The organism is Photorhabdus thracensis (assembly GCF_001010285.1).
In the GTDB taxonomy this organism is placed as follows: Bacteria; Pseudomonadota; Gammaproteobacteria; order Enterobacterales; family Enterobacteriaceae; genus Photorhabdus; species Photorhabdus temperata.
The window spans coordinates 22608-49138 of sequence record NZ_CP011104.1 but is presented as its reverse complement, the minus strand read 5'-3'; the positions used below and the strand labels follow the sequence as shown (position 1 = coordinate 49138).

Below are 26531 nucleotides of genomic sequence, written 5' to 3'. Positions count from 1 at the left end.
ATGCATTGTGATGGGGAGGTGCTGTAACATGGATATATTAATCAATATAAAATAATTGAATATTGGTGTGATAATCCGGTATATATTGTTTATACTGGATTATTTCTATGTTGAAGTAACATAAACAAAAGGATGATTTTCACAATAAATTATTTGATTGTATTTATTAGTTATTATTATTATTTTCTATTATGTGATCTAAATCTAATTTTATTGTTAATTTTATTCTGTTTTTTTGATTTTCTGGGTATCTAGACGGTGTATTTAGTTGTAGAGTAATTATTGAAAATATTTATTTTGATAAAAATAATCGAAAATTTGATAATGGCAATGTATTTCCTGGTGATGATATAGGCTGGTTTAATCAGCTTTAATTTCATGATCTCGTCTTGGTATATATTGTTGTTATTTTAAACAACTCAGGATAACAAGAAGTGAAAAAACAGTGGCGGACAGTCTCAATGTATCTGTTATTCGGTGTTTTTGAACTGAATAGCATTAAATTCTTTTCCTGCTTATACCTCGTCATGGCTAATATCGCCGGATATCAGAGGAATCGCATCAAAAAACGATTTCTCTGGAGTGTTTGTCATTTTAATCAATATCATACAGAGTTAATAATTACACTTGTTACATTATTCTATTATTATGGAATAATATGTGGTGGAGTTAATTCTAAATTATAATTGTTTCTTGGTGGTATTGAGTGAAATAACGTTTCTATTTGCAATGGAATCTAATCGTTATAAAGAAATATATTTAAGCTGGTGTGGGTCTGTTTATGGTATCTACACTGGTGGTACTATTTTGGTGTTATAAAATAATGTCGTATATGATGGTTTTTAACCTGAAGTTATATTTTTGTTAAATATGCATAATAAATGCAGGGAATTGGCTTGTCTTTAATTGTGTAATTTATCATCAGCCAATAGGGATTACAGAGAATTAATCTAATTTATCTAAAAAACAGGAGCGAAAATGGAATATTTTATTCCGGATCATAAATTGAATTATTTATTTCGTTGTCAGGGGAGTTAATGTCGTAGTGTTGTTAATGATATGGCTATTAACTGGGCTATGGCATCCAGTATTTGCGTATTTTGAAGAGATGTCGGATGTGTCCGTTTTTATTTCTTGGGGCAAGAAGTAAGGAAAATACTGGTGATGGCTGTCAGGAATGACAGTTTTCAAATTTCTAGCAAATTCGTTGGAGTAGTAAATGAAAGATAGCATTGCTCAAGCAGGAAGTGCTCTTAACGCTGAATTCCTCTCTCAGACATCAGAAAACATAATCAGCGCAAATGACGCTTCATCACAGACTAAAAATACAAAGAATATTCTCAAAGCGCTCACACCCGGTGAATTATTCTGGTATGAGCGCCTTGCCGCTTTGCAACCGCTCCAGTTACCTTTCGAGACCGTCGGGGAGCAAGCGGAGCCCAGATGGGCAATAAGCCTTTGGCAGTCCCCATTGACAAAACATAGAGAAGAAGACCCATTGCGGACACTGTTGCAGGCATTTGTCATTTACCTTGCGCGCCTGACTCAGCAAACCGAATTCCAAATTGGTTGGGGCGTGAAGGAAAACGATAACCTGGCCGATCTGGCGCCTGTGGTGCCGATGACCATTGAGGTGGCGTTTGATAAGCCGTGGAGAGCGGTAGCTGACTGGATTGATAACGAGCTTGTCCAGTTGGCGCGGCACCAGGCATTTAGTCATGATCTCCTTATTCGCTTTCCTTCATTGCAGGCTATTCCGGCGCTGACAACCCGCTGGCCGTGGCAGATCGCCGTCTCGATGATACAAGATGACACACCGTGTGATCAGAAGGTATCCGGTGAATTGCTGACGCTCCAGGTGAATGCACAGGGCGGTTTTCGCTGGATATACGATGAAAATCGTTTGAGCGGGGAAGTGGTTCAGCGGATGAGCGAACACTTGCAGGTGCTGGTTGCGTCAAAAAGGCAGGGTGAGGACATCCCCGTCGGACAGCTTAATGTGTTGTCTGAGGCGGAACGCACGTTGTTGCTGGAGACCTGGAACGTCACGGAAAACCCTTATCCTGACCCATTATGTATCCATCAGCTGTTTGAGCAACAGGCAGAGCTGGCCCCGCAGGCCACGGCGTTAGAATATCAAGAGCAGATCCTCAGTTATGCAGAATTGAATAGCCGGGCCAACCGTCTGGCCCATCAACTGATTGCGCAGGGGGTCACACCGGACCAGCGGGTGGCGATTTGCGTGGAACGCTCGCCGGCGATGGTGGTGGCTTTGCTGGCGGTACTGAAAGCCGGTGGCGCTTATGTGCCGCTGGATTTAACCTATCCGGGGGAACGGCTGGCGTATATTCTGAATGATACCGCCCCGGCAGTGGTCCTGGCTGATGCGGCCGGGAGGGTGGCATTGGGTGAAGTCGCGCTGGCGGGGCTGACAGTGCTTGATCCGAATACCCAGCCAGACCAGCCGGACAGCAATCCATTGGTCCCGACGTTGACGCCACAGCATCTGGCCTATGTGATTTACACCTCCGGCTCAACCGGGCAACCGAAAGGGGTGATGGTAGAGCATCAGGCGATTTATCAACGGTATCTGGGTTTTAATGACACCTATGCTGTCACGGCACAAGACCGGGTGTTGCAATTTGCCGCTTTTGCCTTTGATGTTTCAGTGGAAGATTTCTTCTCGTCATTATGTAACGGGGCTACGCTGGTTCTTCGCGATGACAGTTGGTTGGCTTCGATGCCGGAATTTATTGATTTAACCCGGCAATATCGTATTACGGTGGTGTCACTGCCGACCTTGTTCTGGTCTGAGTTGGCGGCCAGAGATACTGGGTTACCGCTGCCGGATGATCTCCGGCTCATCATCATTGGCGGTGAGGCGGTCAAAAAGAACGCTATTCAGGACTGGTTCAGGCAGGAAGGCCACCGGCCCCGGCTGTTGAACGGTTATGGCCCGACGGAAAATGTCGTGACGGTGACCTATAAGGACGTGTTATCTCCAGCCGATGCGCATTCTATTGGCCGGCCGGCTAAAAATGCCCGCATCTACCTGTTGGACCCATATGGTCAACCGGTGCCATTAGGCTGCGTGGGTGAAATGTATATTGGTGGCGTCGGGGTGGCGCGCGGTTATCTTAACCGGCCGGAATTGAGTGCAGAGCGTTTTATACCGGATCCTTTTAGCCCGGTAGCCGGGGCGCGGATGTATCGCTCCGGGGATTTGGCCCGTTATCTGCCGGGCGGTGATCTGGAATTCCTGGGCCGTAATGACGAGCAGGTTAAAATCCGTGGCTTCCGTATTGAGCTGGGTGAAATTGAAACCCGGTTGCTGGAACACCCGGTGGTGCAAGAAGCGGCGGTGCTGGCGTTGGAGAGTGGGCAAGGCAAACGTTTGGTTGCTTATGTGGCGGCGGCAGCGCATGAGGGATTGACGTCCGATTTGCGTGCCCACCTGAGTGCCATTTTACCTGATTATATGGTTCCGGCAGCCTTTGTGCGCTTGGAGTCCTTCCCGCAGACCCCAAATGGCAAGCTGGATCGCCGGGCGTTGCCTGCTCCGGGGGAAGACGATTTTGTCCGGCAGATTTATGAAGCTCCACAAGGGGAGACTGAGATCGCCCTTGCTGCTCTTTGGCGTGAGTTACTGGGTATTGAGCAGATAAGCCGGCATGACAGCTTCTTTGCGTTGGGCGGTCATTCACTGCTCGGCGTGCAGATGATTGAACGCTTGCGTCACCTGGGGTTGACACTGGCGGCGCGCGATCTGTTCCAGTCGCCGGTGCTGTCAGACCTGGCCCAAACGTTGGGACGGCATCAGGCCGTGATAGTCCCACCCAATGTCATTACACCGGCCACCACGGCGCTGACACCGGCGATGTTGCCGCTGATTGAGCTGACTCAGCCTGATATTGACCACATCGTCGGCCAAGTGCCGGGTGGGATAGCCAATATTCAGGATATCTATGCGTTGTCGCCGTTGCAGGACGGTATCCTGTTCCACCACATATTGGAAAAGGAAGGCGACCCGTACCTGGTGCTCTATCCGGTAGCCTTTGCTAACCGTGCTCTGCTGGACCGTTATCTGGACGCGGTGCAACAGGTGGTTGATCGCCATGACATTCTGCGTACTGCTTTCATCTGGCAAGGATTATCTGTGCCGGCGCAGGTGGTCAGGCGTCAGGCGACCTTGCCGGTGACGGAACTGACGCTCGACCCGGCTGACGGCCCGGTCATTGACCAGTTAACCCGGCGTTTTGATCCGGATCACTATCGTCTTGAGCTGAATCAGGCCCCGCTGTTGCATTTTGTTATCGCGCAGGAAACCGATGGCCGCTGGTTTTTACTGGAGTTGCAGCATCACTTGATCGGCGACCATGAAACAATGGAAGTGATGCACCGTGAAGTGCAGGCGTATTTTGCCGGGCAGGGGGAGAGTCTGCCTGCGCCGGTTCCCTTCCGCAATCTGGTGGCGGAAGCCCGGTTGGGGGTGAGTCAGGCCGCGCATACCCGTTTCTTTACCGACATGCTGGCGGCGGTGGAGGAGCCGACGCTGCCGTTCGGGCTGACGGATGTGCATCGTGATGGATCTCAGAAGACGGAATCCTACCGGATGCTGACCGCCGGGTTGAATGACCGTCTGCGCAGTCAGGCCCGGCGTTTGGGCGTCAGTCTGGCAGCGTTGTGCCATCTGGCTTGGGCGCAGGTGTTGTCGCGTACCAGCGGGCAGGAGAAAGTGGTGTTCGGCACCGTACTGTTTGGACGTATGGCGGCAGGTGAAGGTGCCGGCAATGGCATGGGGTTGTTTATCAATACGCTGCCGTTGCGGCTGGATATGGATGATACCCCGGTACGGGACAGTGTGCAGGCGGTGCATTTGCGACTGGCCGGGTTGTTGGCCCATGAACATGCGTCACTGGCGCTGGCCCAGCGGTGCAGCGGGGTTACCAGCGGTACGCCCCTCTTTAGCGCCTTGTTGAATTATCGACATAATGTTCAACCGGATCCGCTGGATGAAACGATGGCCGGGATTGCATTCCTGGGTGAACAGGAGCGGACCAACTATCCGTTTGTGCTGTCGGTAGAGGACGGCGCCACCACTCTGGGGCTGACCGCTCAGGTAGTGCAACCGTTTGATCCGGAAAGCCTGTGCGGTTATATGCAACAGGCGCTGGAAAGTCTGGTGGAAGCCCTGGAGCAAGCACCGGACATGCCCGTTCGGGCATTGGAAATCTTGCCGGAAGCGGAACGTACCTTGTTGTTAGAGACCTGGAACGCTACGGAAACCGCGTATCCTGACCAGTTATGTGTTCATCAGTTATTTGAGCGGCAAGTGGAGAAGACCCCGCAGGCGACGGCATTGATAGCGGGAGAGAAGACTCTGAGCTATACGGAACTGAATGCCTGTGCTAACCGGCTGGCCCGTCAGCTGATCGAACAGGGAATTCGCCCGGATGACCCTGTTGCGATTCTGTTAGAGCGATCGATGGAACTGGTGGTGGCGCAGTTGGCTATTCTCAAAGTAGGGGCTGTTTACGTACCGATAGATCCCAGTGTGCCGGATGAGCGGAAAAACTGGCTGATAAGCGATTGTTCAGCCAGGTTGCTGCTCACCGATACACGGGCTGATGTTCCGGCTAATCTGGCTGTTCCGCTGTTGCGTTTCTCGGATGAGACAGACCCGGGCAGCGAGGAAGATGATATCAACCCCGGCTTACCGCGCTCCAGCGCCGGGTCAGCGTATATTATGTATACCTCCGGCTCGACGGGTATGCCTAAAGGCGTGGTGGTGCCGCATCGTGCGGTGGTCCGGTTGGTCATCAATAATGGCTATGCCGAAATTGAACCGGACGATCGGGTGGCCTTTGCCGCTAACCCGGCTTTCGATGCCAGCACGTTTGAAGTTTGGGCTCCGTTGCTTAACGGCGGTGCGCTGGTGGTTATCGACCATGCCACGTTGCTGACACCACAGGAGTTAATACCAGCTTTCCAGACGCACCGCATCACGGTGCTGTGGCTGACTATCGGGCTGTTTAACCGGTTGGCGGCAGAGTTGTCCCCGGTTCTTTCTCAGCTCAAAATTCTGATTGTTGGTGGCGATGTGCTGGATCCACATGTGATTGCCCAGGTTTTGCGTGACAGCCCGCCTCAACAATTGTTGCAGGCCTATGGCCCGAGTGAGGGAACCACCTTTACCACGATATACCCTATCGTGGCGTTAGCGCAGGGCGTGACCCGTATCCCGATTGGCCGGCCAATCGCGAATACCCGTGTTTATCTGTTGGATGCCTATGAGCAGCCGGTACCGCCAGGGGTGATCGGTGAGATTTATGTCGGCGGAGATGGCGTTGCTCAGGGTTATTTCAATCGGCCTGAGTTAACCGCAGAACGTTTCCTGGTTGATCCGTTCAGTGATAACCCGGATGCACGCATGTACCGCACCGGGGATTTGGCGCGTTATCTGCCGGACGGCAATCTGGAGTTTCTGGGCCGCAACGATCAGCAGGTGAAAATCCGCGGCTTCCGCATTGAACCGGGGGAAATTGAGGCGTATCTGGCAGAACATCCAGCTGTGCATGAAGTTGCTGTGTTGGCTCGGGGGGAAGGGCCGGATAAACGGCTGGTGGCCTATGTGGTGGCGCCAGCAGATGATGGGCTGGTGAACAGCCTGCGTGCCCACCTGAGTGCTATTTTACCTGACTATATGGTGCCGTCGGCCTTTGTGCGTCTGGATGCATTTCCATTGACTCCTAACGGTAAATTGGATCGCCGGGCATTGCCGGCACCGGACAATGAAGCCTTTGCTTATCAAGTTTACGCCGCGCCGCAAGGCGAAACGGAAATGGCCCTGGCGGCGATTTGGCGTGAATTACTGGGGATTGAACAGGTTAGCCGGCATGACAGTTTCTTCGCTTTGGGTGGTCATTCGCTGCTCGCGATACGGATGGTTGAACGCCTGCGTCATCTGGGATTGACACTGACGGCGCGTGATCTGTTCCAGTTTCCGGTGCTGTTTGAACTGGCCCGGTCATTGGGACAGCACCAGGCTGTGACCGTGCCGCCTAACGTCATCACCCCGGCAGCCACGACACTGACGCCGGCGATGTTGCCGCTGATTGATCTGACTCAGGCTGAGATTGACCGTATCGTTGAACAGGTGCCGGGCGGGATAGCCAATATTCAGGATATCTATGCCCTGTCGCCGTTGCAGGACGGTATCTTATTCCACCACTTGCTGGCGAACGAAGGGGATCCGTATCTATTGACGGGTCAGATGGCCTTTGCTGACCGGTCTCTGTTAGATCGTTATCTGGCAGCGGTTCAACGGGCGGTTGATCGGCACGATATCTTACGCACGGCTTTTATCTGGCAAGGATTGTCAGTGCCGGCGCAGGTGGTTTGGCGTCAGGCCCAATTGTCGGTGACTGAGCTGACGCTGAACCCGGTTGACGGTCCGGTGAGTGACCAGTTAACCCGGCGTTTTGATCCGCGTTATCATCGTCTTGACCTGAGCGAAGCGCCGTTATTACGTTTTGTGGTGGCGCAGGAGACCGATGGCCGTTGGATTGTCTTGCAATTGCTGCATCACCTGATTGGCGACCATGAAACAATGGAAGTGATGCACCGTGAAGTACAGGCATACCTTACTGGTCAGGCGGATAGCTTGCCTGCACCGGTTCCTTTCCGCAATTTGGTGGCGCAGGCCCGGTTGGGGGTGAGTCAGGAAGCGCATACCCGTTTCTTTACCGGGATGCTGGCGGCGGTAGATGAACCCACGTTGCCATTCGGGCTGACAGAGGTGCACCGCGACGGCTCACAGGTGACGGAATTTCACCGGATGTTAGTGCCTGAGCTGAATGATCGTCTGCGCAGTCAGGCCCGGCATTTGGGGGTCAGTTTGGCAGCCCTGTGTCATCTGGCCTGGGCTCAGGTGTTGTCGCGTACCAGCGGGCAGGAGAAAGTGGTATTTGGCACGGTGTTGTTTGGACGGATGCAGGCAGGGGACAGCGCCGACAATGGTATGGGGCTGTTTATTAATACCTTGCCGTTGCAGCTGGATATCGATGATACGCCGGTACGGGACAGCGTGCAGGCCGCCCATACCCGACTGGCCGGATTATTAGCGCATGAACATGCGTCACTGGCGCTGGCCCAGCAGTGCAGTGGGATTGCCAGCGGTACGCCCCTCTTCAGTGCCCTGTTGAACTATCGACATAATGTTCAACCGGATCCGCTGGATGAAACAATGGACGGCATTGAATTCCTGAGTGAACAGGAGCGGACCAACTATCCGTTTGTGCTGTCGGTGGAGGATTTTGCTGAATCCCTGGGGCTGACGGCTCAGGTAGTGCAACCGTTTGATCCGGAAAGGATATGCGGTTATATGCAGCAGGCACTGGAAAGTCTGGTGGAGGCGCTTGAGCAAGTCCCGGAAATGCCCGTTCGGGCACTGAACATCCTGCCGGAAGCGGAACGTACATTGCTGTTAAAAACCTGGAACGCCACGGAAACCGTGTATCCTGAGGCGTTGTGTATCCATCAGTTGTTTGAACAGCAGGTGGAGAAAACCCCGGAAGCGACGGCACTGATAGCGGGAGAGAAGACGCTGAGCTATACGGAACTGAATGCCCGTGCTAACCGGCTGGCCCGTCAATTGATCGAACAAAAGGTTTGCCCCGGTGACCATGTTGCGCTCCTGTTAGAACGATCGATGGCGCTGGTGGTGGCCCAATTAGCTATCCTTAAAGCCGGCGGCGTTTACGTGCCGATTGATCCCAGTGTGCCGGACGAACGGAAAAACTGGCTGATAAGCGATTGTTCAGCCAGGTTGCTGCTCACTGATACACAGGCGGATATTCCGGCTAATCTGGCTGTTCCGCTGTTGCGTTTCTCGGATGAGACAGACCTGGGCAACGAGGAAGATGACATCAACCCCGGCTTACTGCGCTCCAGCGCCGGGTCAGCGTATATTATGTATACCTCCGGTTCGACCGGTACACCCAAAGGGGTTCTGGTGCCGCATCGTGCGGTGGTCCGGCTGGTCATCAATAATGGCTATGCCGAAATTGGACCGGACGATCGGGTGGCCTTTGCCGCTAATCCGGCTTTCGATGCCAGCACGTTTGAAGTCTGGGCACCGTTGCTTAATGGCGGCGCGTTAGTGGTGGTCGATCGTGCCACTTTGCTGACACCGCTGGAGTTTGTACAAGTTCTACAGGTTCAGCGAATGACGGTGCTGTGGCTGAGTGTCGGATTGTTTAACCAGCTGGCGGCGGAGCTGTCTCCGGTTCTGCCGCAATTAAAGCTCCTGATTGTCGGGGGAGATGCCCTTGATCCCCATGTTGTCGGGCAGGTACTGAGCACAAGTCCGCCACAACAGTTATTGAATGGCTATGGGCCGAGTGAAGGCACTACCTTTACGACGACATATCGTATCACGGCATTAGCACAGGGAGCGATCCGCATCCCGATTGGCCGACCGGTAGCCAACACGCGGGTTTATCTGTTGGATACGTATGGTCAGCTGGTGCCGTTGGGGGCGGTTGGGGAGATTTATGTCGGCGGAGATGGGGTTGCTTGTGGTTATCTTAATCATCCTGAATTGACTGCTGAACGTTTCCTGGTTGATCCGTTCAGTGATAACCCGGATGCACGCATGTACCGCACCGGGGATTTGGCGCGTTATCTGCCGGATGGCAATCTGGAGTTTCTGGGCCGCAACGATCAGCAGGTGAAAATCCGCGGTTTCCGGATTGAACTGGGTGAAATTGAGGCCCGGTTGGCAGAACACCCGGCGGTGCGTGAGGTTACTGTGTTGGCATTGGGTGAAGGGTCGGATAAACGGTTGGTGGCCTATGTGGCGGCAACAGCGGATGAGGAGCTGATGAACAACCTGCGTGCCCACCTGAGTACCGCTTTGCCTGATTATATGGTGCCGTCGGCTTTTGTGCGTCTGGAGGCGTTTCCGTTGACTCCGAACGGTAAACTGGATCGTCATGCGCTACCGGCGCCGGATGGTGAAGCCGTTGCCCGTCAGGTTTACGAGGCGCCGCAAGGCGAAACGGAAATCGCCCTGTCGGTTATTTGGCGTGAATTACTGGGGGTTGAACAGGTCAGCCGGCATGACAGCTTCTTTGCCTTGGGGGGCCATTCACTGCTCGCGGTACGCATGATTGAACGCCTGCGTCACCAGGGGTTGACACTGACGGCGCGTGATTTGTTCCAGTCGCCGGTATTGTCGGCACTGGCCCAAACGTTGGGACGGCATCGCGCGGTGATGGCACCGGCTAATGTGATTACACCCGCGACGACGACACTTATACCGGCAATGTTACCGTTGATTGATCTGACTCAGCCTGAGATTGACAGCATCATTGAACAGGTACCGGGCGGAATAGCTAATCTTCAGGATATCTATGCCCTGTCACCGTTGCAGGACGGTATTTTGTTTCACCACTTACTGGCAAACGAAGGTGATCCCTATTTGTTAGTCAGTCAGATGGCTTTTGCTGACCGGCCTCTGCTGGACCGTTATTTGGCCGCGGTACAACAGATGGTTGATCGGCACGATATTCTGCGTACGGCCTTTATCTGGCAAGGATTGTCAGTGCCGGCGCAAGTGGTCTGGCGTCAGGTACCGTTATCGGTCACTGAATTGACGTTGGACCCGGCTGATGGGCCGGTGGGTGATCAACTGGTTCAACGTTTTGATCCCCGTCATTATCGTATTGATTTGGGTCAGGCACCGCTGCTGCGTTTTGTCGTGGCGCAGGAGACTGATGGGCGCTGGTTTTTACTGGAATTGCTGCATCACCTGATTGGTGACCATACCACGCTGGACGTGATGAATCGCGAAGTACTGGCGTATCTTACCGGTCAGGAGGAGAGCCTGCCGGCGCCGGCGCCGTTCCGCAATCTGGTGGCGCAGGCCCGGTTGGGTATCAGTCAGGAGGAACATACCCGCTTCTTTACTAACATGCTGGCGGCGGTGGATGAACCCACGCTGCCGTTTGGGTTGGCGGATGTGCATCATGATGGATCGCAGGAGACAACATCCTACCGGATGCTGACTGCTGGGTTGAATGACCGTCTTCGCTATCAGGCCCGGCATTTGGGGGTCAGTCTGGCGGCGCTGTGCCATCTGGCCTGGGCACAGGTGTTATCACATACCAGTGGTCAGGAGAAAGTGGTGTTTGGTACCGTGCTGTTTGGGCGCATGGCGGCGGGAGAAGGCGCTGATAATGGGATGGGGCTGTTTATTAATACTCTGCCGTTACGCCTGGATATTGATGATACCCCGGTACGGGACAGCGTGCGGGCGGCCCATTTACGGCTGGCCGGGTTGCTGGCGCATGAGCACGCCTCACTGGCGCTGGCCCAGCGGTGCAGTGGGGTTGCCAGCGGTACGCCTCTCTTTAGTGCTCTATTGAATTACCGGCATAATGATCAACAGGATCCGCTGGGTGAAACGATGGACGGTATTGAATTCCTGGGCGGGCAGGAGAGCACTAACTATCCCTTTGGGTTGTCGGTGGAGGACGGGGGGGCCACTTTGGGGCTGACGGCTAGTGCAGTGCAGCCGTTTGAGCCGGACAGGATATGCGGTTATATGCAGCAGGCGCTGGAGAGTCTGGTGGAGGCCCTTGAGCAGGCGCCGGAGACGCCGATACGGGCGTTGAACATCCTGCCGGAAACGGAACGCACGCTGTTGCTGGAAACCTGGAATGAAACAGAAACGCCGTATCCTGAGGCGTTATGTATTCATCAGTTGTTTGAGCAACAGGCAGAGCAAACCCCACAGGCGACGGCATTGGTGTATCAGGAGCAGACGTTCAGTTATGCCGAATTAAATGCCTGTGCCAACCGTTTGGCCCATCAACTGATTGCGTTGGGTGTCACACCCGACCAGCGGGTGGCGATTTGTGTGGCACGTTCCCCGGCGATGGTGGTGGGATTGCTGGCGGTGCTGAAAGCTGGCGGGGCTTATGTGCCGCTGGATTCAGCTTACCCGGGGGAACGTCTGGCGTATATCCTGAATGATACCGCCCCGGCAGTGGTGCTGGCTGATGCGGTTGGACGGGCTGCGCTGGGCGAAGAGGTGCTGGCAGGGTTGACGATACTGGACCCGAATACGCTGCCAGACTTGCCGGATAGCAACCCGCAGGTCCCGGCGTTGACGCCACAGCATCTGGCCTATGTGATTTACACCTCCGGCTCAACCGGGCAGCCGAAAGGGGTAATGGTGGAACATCAGGCGATGTATCAACGTTATCTGGGTTTTAATGAGACCTATGCTGTCACGGCGCAAGACCGGATGCTGCAATTTGCTTCTTTTTCTTTTGATGTTTCAGTGGAAGAACTTTTCTCGTCATTATGTCATGGTGCGACGCTGGTGATTCGGGATGATAGCTGGCTGACTTCGATGCAGGAATTTATCACCTTAATTCGACAAAACCGTATTACGGTGATATCTCTGCCGACTTTATTCTGGTCTGAATTGGTGACCAGAGACAAAGCATCACCGTTGCCGGATTGTCTCAGGTTAATCATTATTGGGGGTGAGGCGGTACAGAAGAGAGCTATTCAGGTGTGGTTTACCCAGGAAACTTATCGCCCACGGCTATTAAATACGTATGGCCCGACGGAAAATACCGTGACCGCGACCTGTAAGGCGGTGTTATCCCCTGTGGATGATAGCTCTATTGGCCGGCCGGTTAAAAATACCCGCATCTACCTGTTGGACAAAGACGGTCAACCGGTGCCATTAGGCTGCATTGGCGAAATGTATATTGGTGGCGTCGGGGTGGCGCGGGGTTATCTGAACCGGCCAGAATTGAGTGCGGAGCGTTTTATACCGGATCCCTTTAGTCCGGTATCTGGTGCGCGGATGTACCGGACTGGGGATTTGGCCCGCTATCTGCCGGACGGTGACTTGGAATTCCTGGGCCGTAACGACCAGCAGGTGAAAATCCGCGGCTTCCGGGTTGAACTGGGGGAAATTGAAACCCGGTTACTGGAATACCCGGCGGTACAAGAGGCGGCGGTGCTGGCGCGGGAGGATGGGCAGGATAAACGTCTGGTCGCTTATGTGGTGGCGGAAGCGAATGACGGGTTAGTTGCCTGTTTGCGTGAGCACCTGAGTGCGATTTTACCTGACTATATGGTGCCGGCGGCCTTTGTACGCCTGGATTCCTTCCCGCAGACCCCGAATGGTAAGCTGGATCGCCGGGCATTACCGGTGCCTGGCGAGGAAGCCTTTGCCCGTCAGATCTATGAAGCACCGCAAGGGGAAGCTGAAATTGCGCTGGCGGCTATTTGGTGTGAAGTCCTGGGGATTGAACAGATCAGCCGGCATGATAACTTCTTTGCGTTGGGGGGGCATTCGCTGTTGGCTGTACGGATGATGAACCGGATAGCAGCGCTGGGTGTCGAACTGCCATTAAGCGTCTTGTTTGAAATGTCCACTTTAACGGCCTTTGCTGAGGCAATACGTGTCCGGTTTGATGAACAGCGCAAGATATTACCCACTATTCTGCCGATATCCCGTGAAGGGGCGTTGCCGTTGTCATTCGCCCAACAGCGTTTGTGGTTCCTTGCCCAGTTTGAGGGCGTCAGTGATATTTATCATATCTCGATGACACTGCGCTTGAGTGGTCAGCTGGATATCGTTGCCTGGCAGCAGGCACTCGACACGTTGTTTGCCCGTCATGAAGCGTTACGTTCCATCTTCGTCTCCGTTGACGGTCAGCCACAAGTGCAACTGTTGGCGGCGGACCGTGGGGTGCCGTTGTCTCAGTATGACCTGCGTGGGGTATCGGATACCGAAACTGTGCTTGAACATCTGAGCATCGGGGAAGCCAGTACGTCATTTGATCTCAGTCATGGCCCGCTTATTCGTGCCTCTCTTATCCGGCTCACAGATGACGAATACCGGTTCCTGCTTACCCAGCATCACATTGTGTCAGACGGCTGGTCTGTAGGTGTGCTGATAAGTGAATTGAGTACGCTCTATACGGCTTTTCTGGCCGGGCAACGTGATCCTTTGCCACCGCTGGCGATTCAATATCCTGATTACGCCGCCTGGCAGCGTCAGTGGCTGTCGGCTGAACGGATCCAGGCGCAATCGGACTATTGGCGTACCATGCTGGCTGACGCACCCGTGTTGCTGGATTTGCCAACCGATCGGCCTCGTCCGCCTCAGCAGTCGTTTGCCGCGGGGGTTATGTTCATCGATCTGGATGCGGAATTAACGGCATCTCTTAAGCACCTGAGCGAACAGCAGGGCGTTACATTATTCATGACCCTGTTGTCAGCCTGGGCGATGGTCCTGTCGCGCCTGTCAGGTCAGGACGATCTGGTTATCGGCACACCGAGTGCGGGCCGCAGTCACCAGGAAGTGGAACCCCTGATCGGTTTCTTTGTCAATACGCTGGCTTTACGTATTGATTTATCGGATGCGCCGAATGTCATTGAATTGCTGGCGCGTGTGCGGCAAACCGCATTGGCGGCACAGGCGCATCAGGACCTGCCGTTTGAACAGGTGGTGGAAATCGTGCAGCCACAGCGCCGACTGGCGCATACCCCGTTGTTCCAGGTGATGTTTGCCTGGCAGAATAATGAGAGCCCGGAATGGGAACTGCCAGAGTTGGCTGTTTCGCTTGTTGATTCTGTTCTTGAAACAGACACAGTTAAGTTTGATCTGGAATTGGAACTGTCTGAAGAGAATGGCAGGATTGTGGGATCTCTGGGTTATGCCACGGCCCTGTTTGATCAACCTACAATCGAGCGCTATGTGGGGTATTTGCACACGGTACTGCAAGCGATGGTAGTTGATCCTCAACAGTCAGTTGGGGGAATCGATATTTTGACACCGGCAGAGCGCAGGTTGTTGCTGGAAAACTGGAATGAGACGGAAACCCCGTATCCTGATCCGCTGTGCATTCATCAGTTGTTTGAACAGCAGGTGCAAAGGACACCGAATGCAACCGCACTTGTGTGTGGGGCTGAGACACTGAGCTATGCCGAACTGAACAGGCGGGCAAACCGGTTGGCTCATGAGCTTATTGCACAGGGCGTGATACCGGAGCAACGTGTTGCGCTTTGTGTCTCCCGTTCTACGTCGATGATGATAGGGTTGCTGGCTATATTGAAGGCCGGAGGTGCTTACGTCCCGCTTGATCCCGCCTATTCGGGTGACCGTTTGAGGGGGATTTTAAGTGATGCCACTCCGGTCATGGTGGTGGCGGATGCGGTGGGGCGTACGGCTTTGGGTCAGGATGTACTGAAAGGGCTGAAGGTATTAGAACCGGATACGGATTGGGAACAACCGGACAGCAACCCTCAGGGATTATCACTGCATTCAAGACAGTTGGCCTATGTGATTTATACCTCAGGTACCACCGGTGTGCCCAAAGGCGTGATGGTGGAACATCGTGGCGTAATAAATTTGGCAATCGACCATATTGATCGCTTGGGTGTTAAACCGGATAGCCGGGTTTTGCAATTTGCCTCCATTAGTTTTGACGCCAGCGTTGCGGACATTGTGATGGCCTATGGTGCGGGCGCTGCCCTCCATATTCTGGCAGACGATGTCCGTTATGACAGGAATGCCTTGTGGCATTATCTGGATGAACAGCGTATTACTCATCTGACTTTGCCGCCTGCCGTCCTTCAGAATGCTCACGAACTGCCCCCGTTACAAACGCATTTAACCTTGATATTTGCAGGGGAGGCGCTGGGTTCTGCATTATTGCAATCGTTAGCCGGCAGGTATAACACCTTTAATATTTATGGCCCAACCGAAGCCACCGTTGCGGTCATGGCATGGCATTGTCCACCCGATTATCAGGGGGAGGAGATCCCTATCGGCCGTCCAATAAACAATACACGTATCTACCTGCTTGATGCGCGGGGTCAGCCAGTGCCGCGGGGCGCGGTAGGTGAACTCTATATCGGGGGGACGGGTGTCGCCCGTGGTTATCTGAACAGGTCGGATCTGACCGCAGAGCGTTTCCTGGATGATCCATTCTCAGTGATGCCGGGTGCCCGTATGTATCGGACAGGTGACCTTGCCCGTTATTTGTCGGATGGTAACCTGATTTATGTGGGGCGCAATGATCAGCAGGTGAAAATCCGGGGATTCCGTATAGAACCCGGAGAGATAGAAGCGCGTCTGATGGAATACCCTGCCGTTCGTGAGTCACTGGTGGTTACTGATGGTAAAGGGGAGGATAAGCGTCTGGTCGCTTATGTGGTCGCGGATGATGAGGAAGGACTGGCTCAACATTTGCGTTCGCATCTGTCAACCCGATTACCTGAATATATGATACCGTCGGCGTTTGTCCGGCTGGGTGCTTTCCCGCTGACCCGGAACGGTAAATTGGATCGCCGGGCATTACCTGCACCGGACGAAAAAGCGGTTGCCCGTCAGGTTTACGCTGTACCACGAGGAGAAACAGAAATCGCATTGGCGGATATTTGGCGTGAATTGCTGGGGATTGAACAGGTCAGCCGGCATGACAACTTCTTCGCTCTGGGCGGCCATTCACTGCTTGCCATTCGAATGGTCAATCTTATCGCTGGTCAGGGTTTGATTTGTACCTTGAACGCCTTGTTCCAATTCCCTGTGTTGTCTGAACTGGCAGCAAAAATCACCTCAGATTTGCTGTCTCAGCCGCAGACCAGTGCCATACCGGTGCGACCGGGCGGAACGGCGCTGCCATTGTTTTTTGTGCCCAGTGGAATGGAAGACTATTCCTATGTGTACGGGCTGGCTCAACATATCCGGTCAGACTATCCGGTTTATACGCTGCCCTGGCCGTCCATCAGTGAAGAACCGATGGCGACGATGGAAGAGCATGCGGCCAGAATGATCAACTTGATGAAAGCGGTTCAACCGGTAGGTCCGTACCGGATAGCGGGTTACTCTTCCGGCGGCATATTGGCTTATGCCATTGCCCAGTGGCTTTTACATGCCGGGGAGGAGGTTAACTTCCTGGGATTGATTGATACGCCGGCTCCTCATGATGTCAGTGAGGAGCCTGTGCAACTCAACCATCTGTTCTTTGCTGTGTTAATAAAGCAGTTTGGAGAGGAACACACAGAAGAGATTGCGGCATTGTACCGGCGAATTGATGAGCTGAATTTGGTGCAGTTTATTGAAGCGGCACAGGAATTGGCGTTATATCCCGCCAGTCTTCGCCCTGATTTAGTCGCCAAACGTTGGGAGCAGGGAGAGCATTATATACAAATAGTCGAAGAGTATGAGCCGCAGGCATTAGCGGTAACGCTGCATCAGTTTTATGCGATGGAACCTTGCCCGCCTAATCCTTTTGTTGCGGATGAAGAACCGAAATCTTTAACTATGGACCCATCGTTAGGCTGGGCACAGATAATGCCTGACTCTTTACTTCAGTTGATTGCAGTTCCAGGTAACCATGCGAGTTTGATGGAGAATAAGGAACATAGAATCGCTTTAGCTCAGGCTCTGAATAGGGCGTTGGCAATGCATTGTGATGAGGAGGCGCTGTAATACTGATATATTAAGAAATATTGAATAATTTAACGTTGATGTGATAATCCGGTATACATTGTTTATACCGGATTGTTTCTATGTTAAAACAGAATGAGGAAAGGAATCATTCCCATAAATAATTGTCTTCGGATAGTCTCTTATCTGTTTGTCTACCCAGGTAAATCATCAGGATAAGTCTGAATGCGATTAATTTGTTACAAATAATCCGACTAGGTAGTGATGTTGTTATTGTTTGAAATCTAACAAAGTTCAGACACAACCAAGCTTCTTGGCAGGACAGTTAATTTTGTATTAAGTTATAGTCGGATTGTTCACTTATTTTGTTATTTTGACGATAGATTTACCCCGGTTTTTACAAGATTAAATTCCGTCAAATTTTATTTTACATTTAAGTGGATAAATTTCTGGCGTTATTAATGAATAATTATTTATTTATTCTTCTCATCTAATATGTAGCAGGTTTAGTTTATTCACCATTTATTCCTTGTTTATTCATGATAAGTGCATAAATTGTGCATAAAAATACTTCTTGGAATTTTGAACGAGATCAAAAAGTATTTTTTTTGTTTATAACTTGTGTTGACTTTGTTAGGCGTGAGCAACAGTATCTGTCCAATGGTTGAGCAACTATTTCTCGAAAATAGTGATGAGGATTAATAAGAATAATATTAACGAAATCCTGTAATTTTATTATTTTTAAGGCTTTTTAGGCTTCAACTTGGTCAACCTTTTACCTCGGCATTCATTAATCATTTGTGTAAGTATGAGATGAAAAATGATGCGGAGCATATTGTTTTATCTCGTCCGAATACTCTCTATTTTAAGGGGAAATGATCTATGTCAGAAAATATTCAGAGAAGTTGGTTTGATCACTATATGGTACCCTGTTTTTCTCCTGCTAAGTTCATACCTGTTCGGGCTAAAGGTTCGAGAGTATGGGATCAGGATGGCAAGGAATATATTGATCTTGCTGGTGGAATTGCGGTTAATTCATTAGGACACGCTCACCCGGAATTAAAAGATGAGTTAATTTCTCAGATTGAGAAAATATGGCATATAGGAAATGGTTACACCAATGAGCCCGTGCTGAAATTAGCAAAGAAACTCGTGGAAAATACTTTTGCTGATAAGGTGTTTTTCTGCAATTCAGGAGCAGAAGCTAACGAGGCGGCATTAAAATTAGCTAGAAAATATGCTGCTGATAAATATGGAAAAAATAAGAGCGAGATTATCTCATTTAAAGATTCTTTTCATGGCAGGACATTATTTACTGTTACGGTAGGAGGACAACCAAAATATTCACAAGATTATGCTCCTCTTCCTCAAGAAATTACTCATCTTCCTTATAACGATTTGTCTGCGATCAGAGAACACATTTCTGAGAACACCTGTGCGGTTATTGTTGAACCGATTATCGGTGAAGGCGGCGTTATTCCCGCCAACCCTGCATTTTTGCAGGAATTGCGTACGTTATGTGATCGTTTTCAGGCGTTGCTCATTTTTGATGAAATTCAGACTGGCATGGGCCGTACCGGATATCTTTATGCTTATCAGGAATATGGCGTTGAGCCTGATATTCTTACCAGTGCTAAAGGCCTCGGAGGGGGCTTCCCTATCGGCGCCATGTTGACAAAACAACCTATTGCTGAGGTTTTTCAACCTGGAACACACGGCACGACGTTTGGTGGTAATCCGCTGGCAGCAGCCGTTGCCAATAAGGTGTTTTCAATGGTTAATCAGACCGCGCTCCTCACCGGAGTTCAGCAGCGCCATGAATATTTCATGGATAAGTTATCGGAATTGAATCAGCGCTATCAATTATTCAGTTGTTTACGGGGCAAAGGGCTGCTTTTAGGCGCTGAATTGAATCAAGCTTGGCAGGGTAAGGCGAAGCAGTTAACCAATATAGCCGCAGAGGAAGGATTAATTGCCTTGATTGCCGGCCCGGATGTGTTGCGCTTTGCGCCGGCATTAAACATCAAATTTGCTGATATTGATGAAGGTCTGGTTCGCCTTGAAAGCGCCATCATGCGGTTCGTGGGTTAATGGTAAGTTGAAGGTGACGTTATGATGCTTTTCCGAACTGTCCGGCATAGTGACTTAAATGGTATTCAGTCCTTATCTGAACGCGCTGGTATAGGTCTGACATCTTTGCCAAATAACCTGGAGCAATTACGTTCACGTATTTCACGTAGCGTGGATACTTTCGATGGAAAACTGACCAGGGCCCAGCAGGGATTCCTTTTTGTGCTGGAAGATACCGGCGAGAATCGTGTTGTGGGTGTCAGCGGCATAGAAGCGGCGGTAGGACTGGAGGAGCCGTTTTATAACTTTCGCGTACAAAGAACCATTCGTTCGTCACGTGAGTTGGGAATTTATAAAGTTATTGAAGCCTTATCGCTGGAACAAGATCAGACCGGTAACAGCGAATTATGTACCTTGTTCCTGGATCCGGAATATCATAAAGGGAAAAACGGCATGTTTCTTTCTAAAGCGCGTTTCCTTTTTATTGCGGCATTCAGGGATCTATTTTCTAAAATAATATTCGCTGAAATGCGTGGTGTCGCGGATGAGAAGGGAAATTCACCTTTTTGGAATGCCTTGGGACTGCACTTTTTTGGTATTCCTTTTTCCCAGGCAGATTACTTAACCGGTATTGGATCGAAAACCTTCATTGCCGAATTGATGCCCCTTCATCCTGTTTATGTATCCCTATTACCCGCTGAGGCACAGCGGGTAATAGGGCAGGTTCATGAGAAAACGGTACCGGCCCGAACGATCCTCGAAAAAGAAGGTCTGGCCTATGAAGGCCATATTGATATTTTTGATGCAGGCGCTTTACTACAGGCCGAGATCGACCGGATACGTGCAGTAAAAGAGAGTCGGCTTGTTCCTGTCAGCCGGGTTAAGTCAGTTGCCAGAACTGATGGGGTACCCTGCATCGTTGCTAATCAGCGCTTTAGTGACTTTCGTGCGCTGTTACTGAATGTTGCGTATGACAGTGATGAGATTTTTTTAACATCAGCGGAAATGGATGCACTCCAAATCAATGACGGAAATCAGGTACGACTCGTCACTCTTTTTCCAAGGGAACACTAAGATATGAATCATCAAGTACATTACATTGGGGGCGAATGGGTTGAGGGGCAGGGTGAGTTGATGACTAAATTCGCCCCAATAGATCAGAAAATTCTGTGGCAAGCTAACAGCGCTGATCCTTCTCAAGTTAGAGCAGCTTGCCAGTCTGCCCGTGAGGCGTTTTATTCGTGGTCACATTTGTCAGTTAGCGAGCGAATTAAGATTGTCCAGAAGTTTGCTGTTTTGCTAAATGACGAGAAAGAGTCTTTGGCGCGTGTTATCAGTCAAGAAACCAGCAAGCCATTATGGGAAGCCCGTACTGAAATACAATCCATGATAGGTAAAGCGGCGATTTCTATCGAAGCATGGGAACAGCGCACCGGAGAGTCGGAAATCATTATGCCGGACGGCCGGGCCTTGTTGCGTCATCGCCCTCATGGTGTGATGGCGGTTTTTGGTCCGTATAATTTTCCTGGTCACTTACCGAATGGTCATATTATCCCTGCGCTTATTGCCGGTAATACGCTGGTGTTTAAACCGAGTGAACTGACACCGATGACCGCGGAAAAGACCGTAAAACTATGGGAAAAAGCCGGTTTACCCGCCGGTGTGCTTAATCTGGTTCAAGGGGCGCGTAATACGGGCACGGCGCTGCTGGAGGACAAGCAGATTGATGGTGTGCTGTTTACCGGGAGTGCCAATACTGGCTTTCACTTTCACCGCATGTTTGGTGGTCAGCCAGAGAAAATGCTCGCCCTTGAAATGGGAGGGAACAACGCACTGATTGTGGATGCTTGCGATGATATTGATGCTGCCGTTTACACTATTGTGCAGTCAGCATTTATCTCCGCGGGTCAACGTTGCACTTGTGCCCGCAGATTACTGGTAAAAAATGGTGCGCACGGGGATGCGGTGATTAAGCGGCTGGTGGCGGTGACTGAACAGATTGTTCCAGCTCATTGGGATGCACAACCCCAACCTTTTATGGGGGGCGTCATTTCTCTACAGGCGGTTCAGAATCTGTTGGAAGCGCAATATCGGCTGCAAAAACTCGGTGGGATTTCGCTGGTTTCGCTGGAACAACGCGATCCTCAATCAACGTTGCTGACACCTGGGATTATTGATGTTAGCCGGGTGGCCGATGTGCCTGATGAAGAGTACTTTGGTCCGCTACTCACTCTTATACGTTATGACACGTTTGATGAAGCGCTGGCAATAGCGAATAACACCCGGTTCGGATTGGCTACGGGTTTGATTTCGCCGGATGCGTCGTTGTTCCAACGTCTGTCGGAAGATGCGAGAGCCGGAATTGTGAACTGGAATAAACCGTTGACAGGGGCTTCCAGTAAAGCACCTTTTGGTGGCATTGGCGCTTCGGGAAACTTCCGCCCTAGTGCTTATTATGCTGCTGATTACTGTGCCTGGCCTATGGCATCTTTGGTTACTGACAAACTCGCGTTACCTGAAACGCTCGCGCCGGGGATCCATTTTCCTGATTAACTTATACAATTTTTCCAGAGGTATTTATGTCCGGTTTTGAAGCAAATTTTGATGGTTTGGTTGGTCTGACCCATCATTACGCAGGGCTTTCAGTCGATAATAAAGCGTCTATACATAACCGGGACCGGGTGTCTAACCCACGCAAAGCCGCGCTTCAAGGGCTGATGAAAATGAAAGCGCTGGCTGATGCGGGGTTTGTTCAGGGGGTGCTGCCACCACAACAACGTCCCAATATTCCCGCCTTACGTAATTTAGGTTTTACGGGCAGTGATGAGCAAGTACTTGATAAAGCAGCTAAATATTCTCCAGTGTTATTATCAAAACTGAGCTCTGCTTCATCAATGTGGACAGCAAACGCGGCAACAGTGTCACCTTCGGCGGACAGTGCTGACCAACGGGTACATTTCACCGTGGCAAATTTAAATAACAAACTGCACCGTTCGCTGGAAGTAGAAACCACGGCAGCCGCGTTAAAAGCCACTTTTGCTGATCAAAACCATTTTGTCCATCATCAGGCGCTTGTGCAGCATGAAAATTTCGGTGATGAAGGGGCGGCAAACCATAATCGCCTCGGTGGTGAATATGGTACGCCAGGCATACAGGTGTTTGTCTATGGCCGTAGCGCGTTGCGTGGCAGCCCGGTGCCCCAGCGCTATCCTGCACGACAAACATTGGAAGCAAGTGAAGCCATTGCACGGTTGCACCAGCTTAATCCGGCACAAACTGTTTTTGTGCAGCAAAACCCGGTCGCCATTGACAGCGGTGTTTTTCATAATGATGTAATTGCGGTGAGCAACCGGAATGTCCTTTTTCATCATCAGTATGCTTATCTGGATCAGGATCAGGTTCTGGCTGAAATTAAAGAGAAAATGGCGGTGTTGGGGCATGATTTTGTCTCAATTGAAGTCTCTTCAGAGCAGGTCAGTATCGAAGACGCGGTGGATTCTTATCTCTTTAATAGCCAATTACTGAGTAAAGCTGATGGAAAAATGATGATTGTTGTGCCTGAAGAGTGCCGCCAGAGCGCAACTGTCTGGGCCTATTTACAGTCACTGACTGCGCAAACATCATCACCCATTAATGAAGTGTGCGTTTTTGATCTGCGGGAAAGTATGCGTAATGGTGGCGGCCCGGCATGTTTGCGTCTGAGGGTGGTGTTGAATGATGCTGAATTGAGCACTGTCAATCCTGCGACAATAATGAATCCCCGGCTTTATGATCGCCTGACTCAATGGATAGAACAGCACTATCGTGATGAGTTATGTGCCGGCGATCTGGTTGATCCCCAATTACTTCGTGAAGTTTATACCGCTCTGGATGAGCTTACGCAGATCCTGAATTTAGGGTCTATCTATGAATTTCAACGCTAAATTGGAGCGGATATGGATCTGTTAACTTTATTGCTTGAAAATAAACTTGCCGACCATCTGATATTTCCAGAAACAATTAATGCGAGCTGGCTGGCGGAAGGGGTATTGCAACTTATTCCCCATGTTCCCCATGAAGGAAAAAGCTGGTCCCTGGTTATTTCTGCCGGTATTCACGGTAATGAAACCGCGCCCATTGAAATACTGATTCAGTTACTGGCACAGTTGGCGGATGGCACGTTGCCGCTAAAAAATAACCTGCTGATTATTTTTGGTAACTTGCCGGCTATGCGGACGAATCGACGTTATCTGCATAACGATTTGAATCGTATGTTTGGTGGCCGTTATCTGGATTTTCCTCTGGGAAATGAGCGATCACGTGCGGCTGAACTTGAAAATATTGTCAGCCGTTTTTTTGCTGAACCTTCTGTGTCCTCTGCAAATATGCGCTGGCATATTGATCTGCATACCGCTATACGCGCTTCTCATCATGAACAATTTGCATTGTTACCTGCTCAAAGCCGCCCCTTTTCTGATGAGTTTATGCAATGGTTGAATGACAGCGATATTGATGCACTTGTTTATCACCGTTCAAAAGGAGGAACTTTCAGCCATTTTCTGCATGAAAAGTTTGGGGCGGATAGCTGTACGATGGAAATGGGTAAGGCAATGCCTTTTGGTGGAAATGATTTAAACAGGTTTCAAAGAATTACTGATTCTCTTTATAGCTTAATCTCTTCATCGCAAATAGTTGCACGAGTTAAATCTGAGCTGAAACATTACCAGGTAATTGATTCCATTATTAAGAGCGATGAAAGTTTCCAGCTTCATATTCCCGCAGACATCATGAATTTCACTGAATTGCCAGAGGGATTTGACATTGCCAGCCAGCATGATCGCCATTGGAAAATTAAATTCCCGGCAAAATTTATTTTATTTCCTAATGCTAAGGTTGCTAATGGGTTACGGGCGGGATTGTTGCTTGCCTTAAATGAAAAAAATAATTAAATAAAACATAACTCCATTTTCTTTCTGAAGCAGTGGCAACTTCTTCTTCAGAAAGATTCAGCGGTCTGTTTCTTCGCTTTAATGACGGACGGGTATTATCATGATAAAAAATAATAAAAATCAACAAAGCATTTCGGCAGAAAAATCTACTGATTCGCAAGAACTTCATCGAGGGCTAAGTGCACGTCATATTCAATTAATTTCCATTGGTGGTGCTATTGGCACCGGCTTATTTATGGGTTCAGGAAAAACCATTGCCGTATCCGGTACATCGATCATTATTACCTATGCCATTGTGGGTTTCTTTGTCTATATGGTGATGCGGGCGATGGGGGAATTACTTCTCACTAAACTGAATTATCGCTCTTTTGCTGATTTCGTATCTGATTATTTAGGGACGAAAGCGAGTTTTTTTCTCGGCTGGACTTACTGGATGAGTTGGATTGTATCCTGTATTGCTGATGTTGTGGTTTGTGGCGGATATATTCAATATTGGTTCCCTGGCGTCTCTCTTTGGGTACCGGCGTTTTTGACACTGGGTCTACTTTGCACTTGCAATCTTCTTTCTGTGCGATTATTTGGCGAAGCTGAATTCTGGTTCGCCATTATTAAAGTGATTGCGATTTTAGCGTTGATTATTGTTGGTATCGGTATGGTGATGATAGGTTGGCAATCACCGGATGGTATGACAGCATCGGTTAATAATCTGACTGATCCGTCAGTATTTCTGCCGAATGGTATTTTTGGTTTTTTTGCTGGTTTCCAGATAGCGATTTTTTCTTTTACGGGTGTTGAGCTGGTGGGGACCATGACAGCGGAAACAAAAAATCCGGAAAAGATATTGCCGAAAGCGATCAAGAATATTCCGATAAGAATCATTATTTTCTATATTTTCTCCATGCTAAGCATCATTGCGGTGACTTCCTGGGGAAGGATTTCATCTGAAACCAGTCCTTTTGTGACCTTATTTGCTCTGGCTGGTTTGCCTGCCGCCGCCGCTATTGTTAACTTTGTTGCATTAACATCGGCAATGTCCTCCGCTAACAGTGGGTTATACGCTTGTACCCGCATGCTTTATGGTTTGTCAACCGAAAGAAATGCACACCGGAAATTTAAAATTCTTTCCCGTAATACCGCGATTCCTGTACATAGCCTGATATTTTCCTGCTTCTGTATGATCGTTGGCACGTCACTTTTATTTATCATGCCGAATGTCATGAGATTATTTATTATTGTATCAACCGTTGCCTCTATTATGGTTATTTATAGCTGGTGTATGATATTAATTGCTTATTTAGCTTATCGTAAACATCATCCTGATTTGCATAAGCGATCAATATTTAAGATGCCTCTGGGGGTGCCAATGACCTGGATAACGCTGGTTTTTTTCGCTCTGACCATCGTCGTCATGGTTTTTGATCCGGATACACTGGTTGCACTCTGTGGTACACCTTTGTGGTTTATCGCGTTAAGTATTCTATGGCGCGTGAAAAAGAAAAATGAGATACAGGAAGAACAAGGTTATCAGATAGCTAAAGAAGGTTTTCGTCCATAGTCAGGTAAGTGGTTTACACCTTTAATATATTTAGCTCTTTTGAGCACTCAAACAGATTTTCCATGCTACTAAGTACATCATGAGTTTAATTCAGCACCGAATATTCATAACTTCGGTGTTTTTTTATTGGTAATAGATCGAAAAAATTTTACCATGAAAGTATATTATTAATAGGTTATTACGTATTTTTGAAATGTTATTGCAATAATGAAAGAATGGTCCTTGGATTATTATGATATAAAAAGATTACTTAATTATATATAATATTGTAAAATTCTCAGGTTGTTAATTATATAGGTAATTGAAATTATTTCGTTTTTATATCTTTACTATCTTATTTTTATTTTTTCATTAAAATTTAATTATGCCGGAGTTTGCCTTTTTTGATTTAATAACCTATATTTACTTAAGTTGGTAAATAACAATGTAATTTAATTAAATAGTTTATACTATGAGATTATTTTCTTGTTAAATTTTTATTTATAGCGTA

General features: G+C 49.7%; 7 protein-coding genes. All 7 read left to right on the top strand.

Features of this window, described 5'->3' with window-relative positions; translation table 11 throughout:
- Positions 1–1219: 1219 nt before the first annotated feature.
- Entirely contained in the window at positions 1220–17530 is a 16311-nt protein-coding gene (locus VY86_RS00130; RefSeq protein WP_046973478.1) for a non-ribosomal peptide synthetase, read from the top strand.
- 840 nt (positions 17531–18370) lie between these two features.
- The gene (locus tag VY86_RS00125) at positions 18371–19579 is read left to right on the top strand and encodes an aspartate aminotransferase family protein (RefSeq protein WP_046973477.1); all 1209 of its coding nucleotides are present in this window, start codon (positions 18371–18373) and stop codon (positions 19577–19579) included.
- A gap of 21 nt (positions 19580–19600) precedes the next feature.
- On the top strand, positions 19601–20632 hold the full coding sequence (astA, locus tag VY86_RS00120; protein ID WP_046973476.1) for an arginine N-succinyltransferase: 1032 nt from the start codon (positions 19601–19603) through the stop codon (positions 20630–20632).
- A gap of 3 nt (positions 20633–20635) precedes the next feature.
- Positions 20636–22111 (top strand): succinylglutamate-semialdehyde dehydrogenase, encoded by a 1476-nt coding sequence (astD, locus tag VY86_RS00115; RefSeq protein WP_046973475.1) that lies wholly within the window; start codon positions 20636–20638, stop codon positions 22109–22111.
- A 26-nt stretch (positions 22112–22137) separates the two neighbouring features.
- Positions 22138–23481: an N-succinylarginine dihydrolase gene (astB, locus tag VY86_RS00110; RefSeq protein WP_046973474.1), complete on the top strand. Its 1344-nt coding sequence runs from the start codon at positions 22138–22140 to the stop codon at positions 23479–23481.
- A 12-nt stretch (positions 23482–23493) separates the two neighbouring features.
- The gene (astE, locus tag VY86_RS00105) at positions 23494–24486 is read left to right on the top strand and encodes a succinylglutamate desuccinylase (RefSeq protein WP_046973473.1); all 993 of its coding nucleotides are present in this window, start codon (positions 23494–23496) and stop codon (positions 24484–24486) included.
- Between the two features lie 100 nt (positions 24487–24586).
- Positions 24587–26041, top strand: a complete 1455-nt coding sequence (locus VY86_RS00100; RefSeq protein WP_046973472.1) for an amino acid permease — start codon at positions 24587–24589, stop codon at positions 26039–26041.
- The last annotated feature ends 490 nt before the right edge of the window (positions 26042–26531 follow it).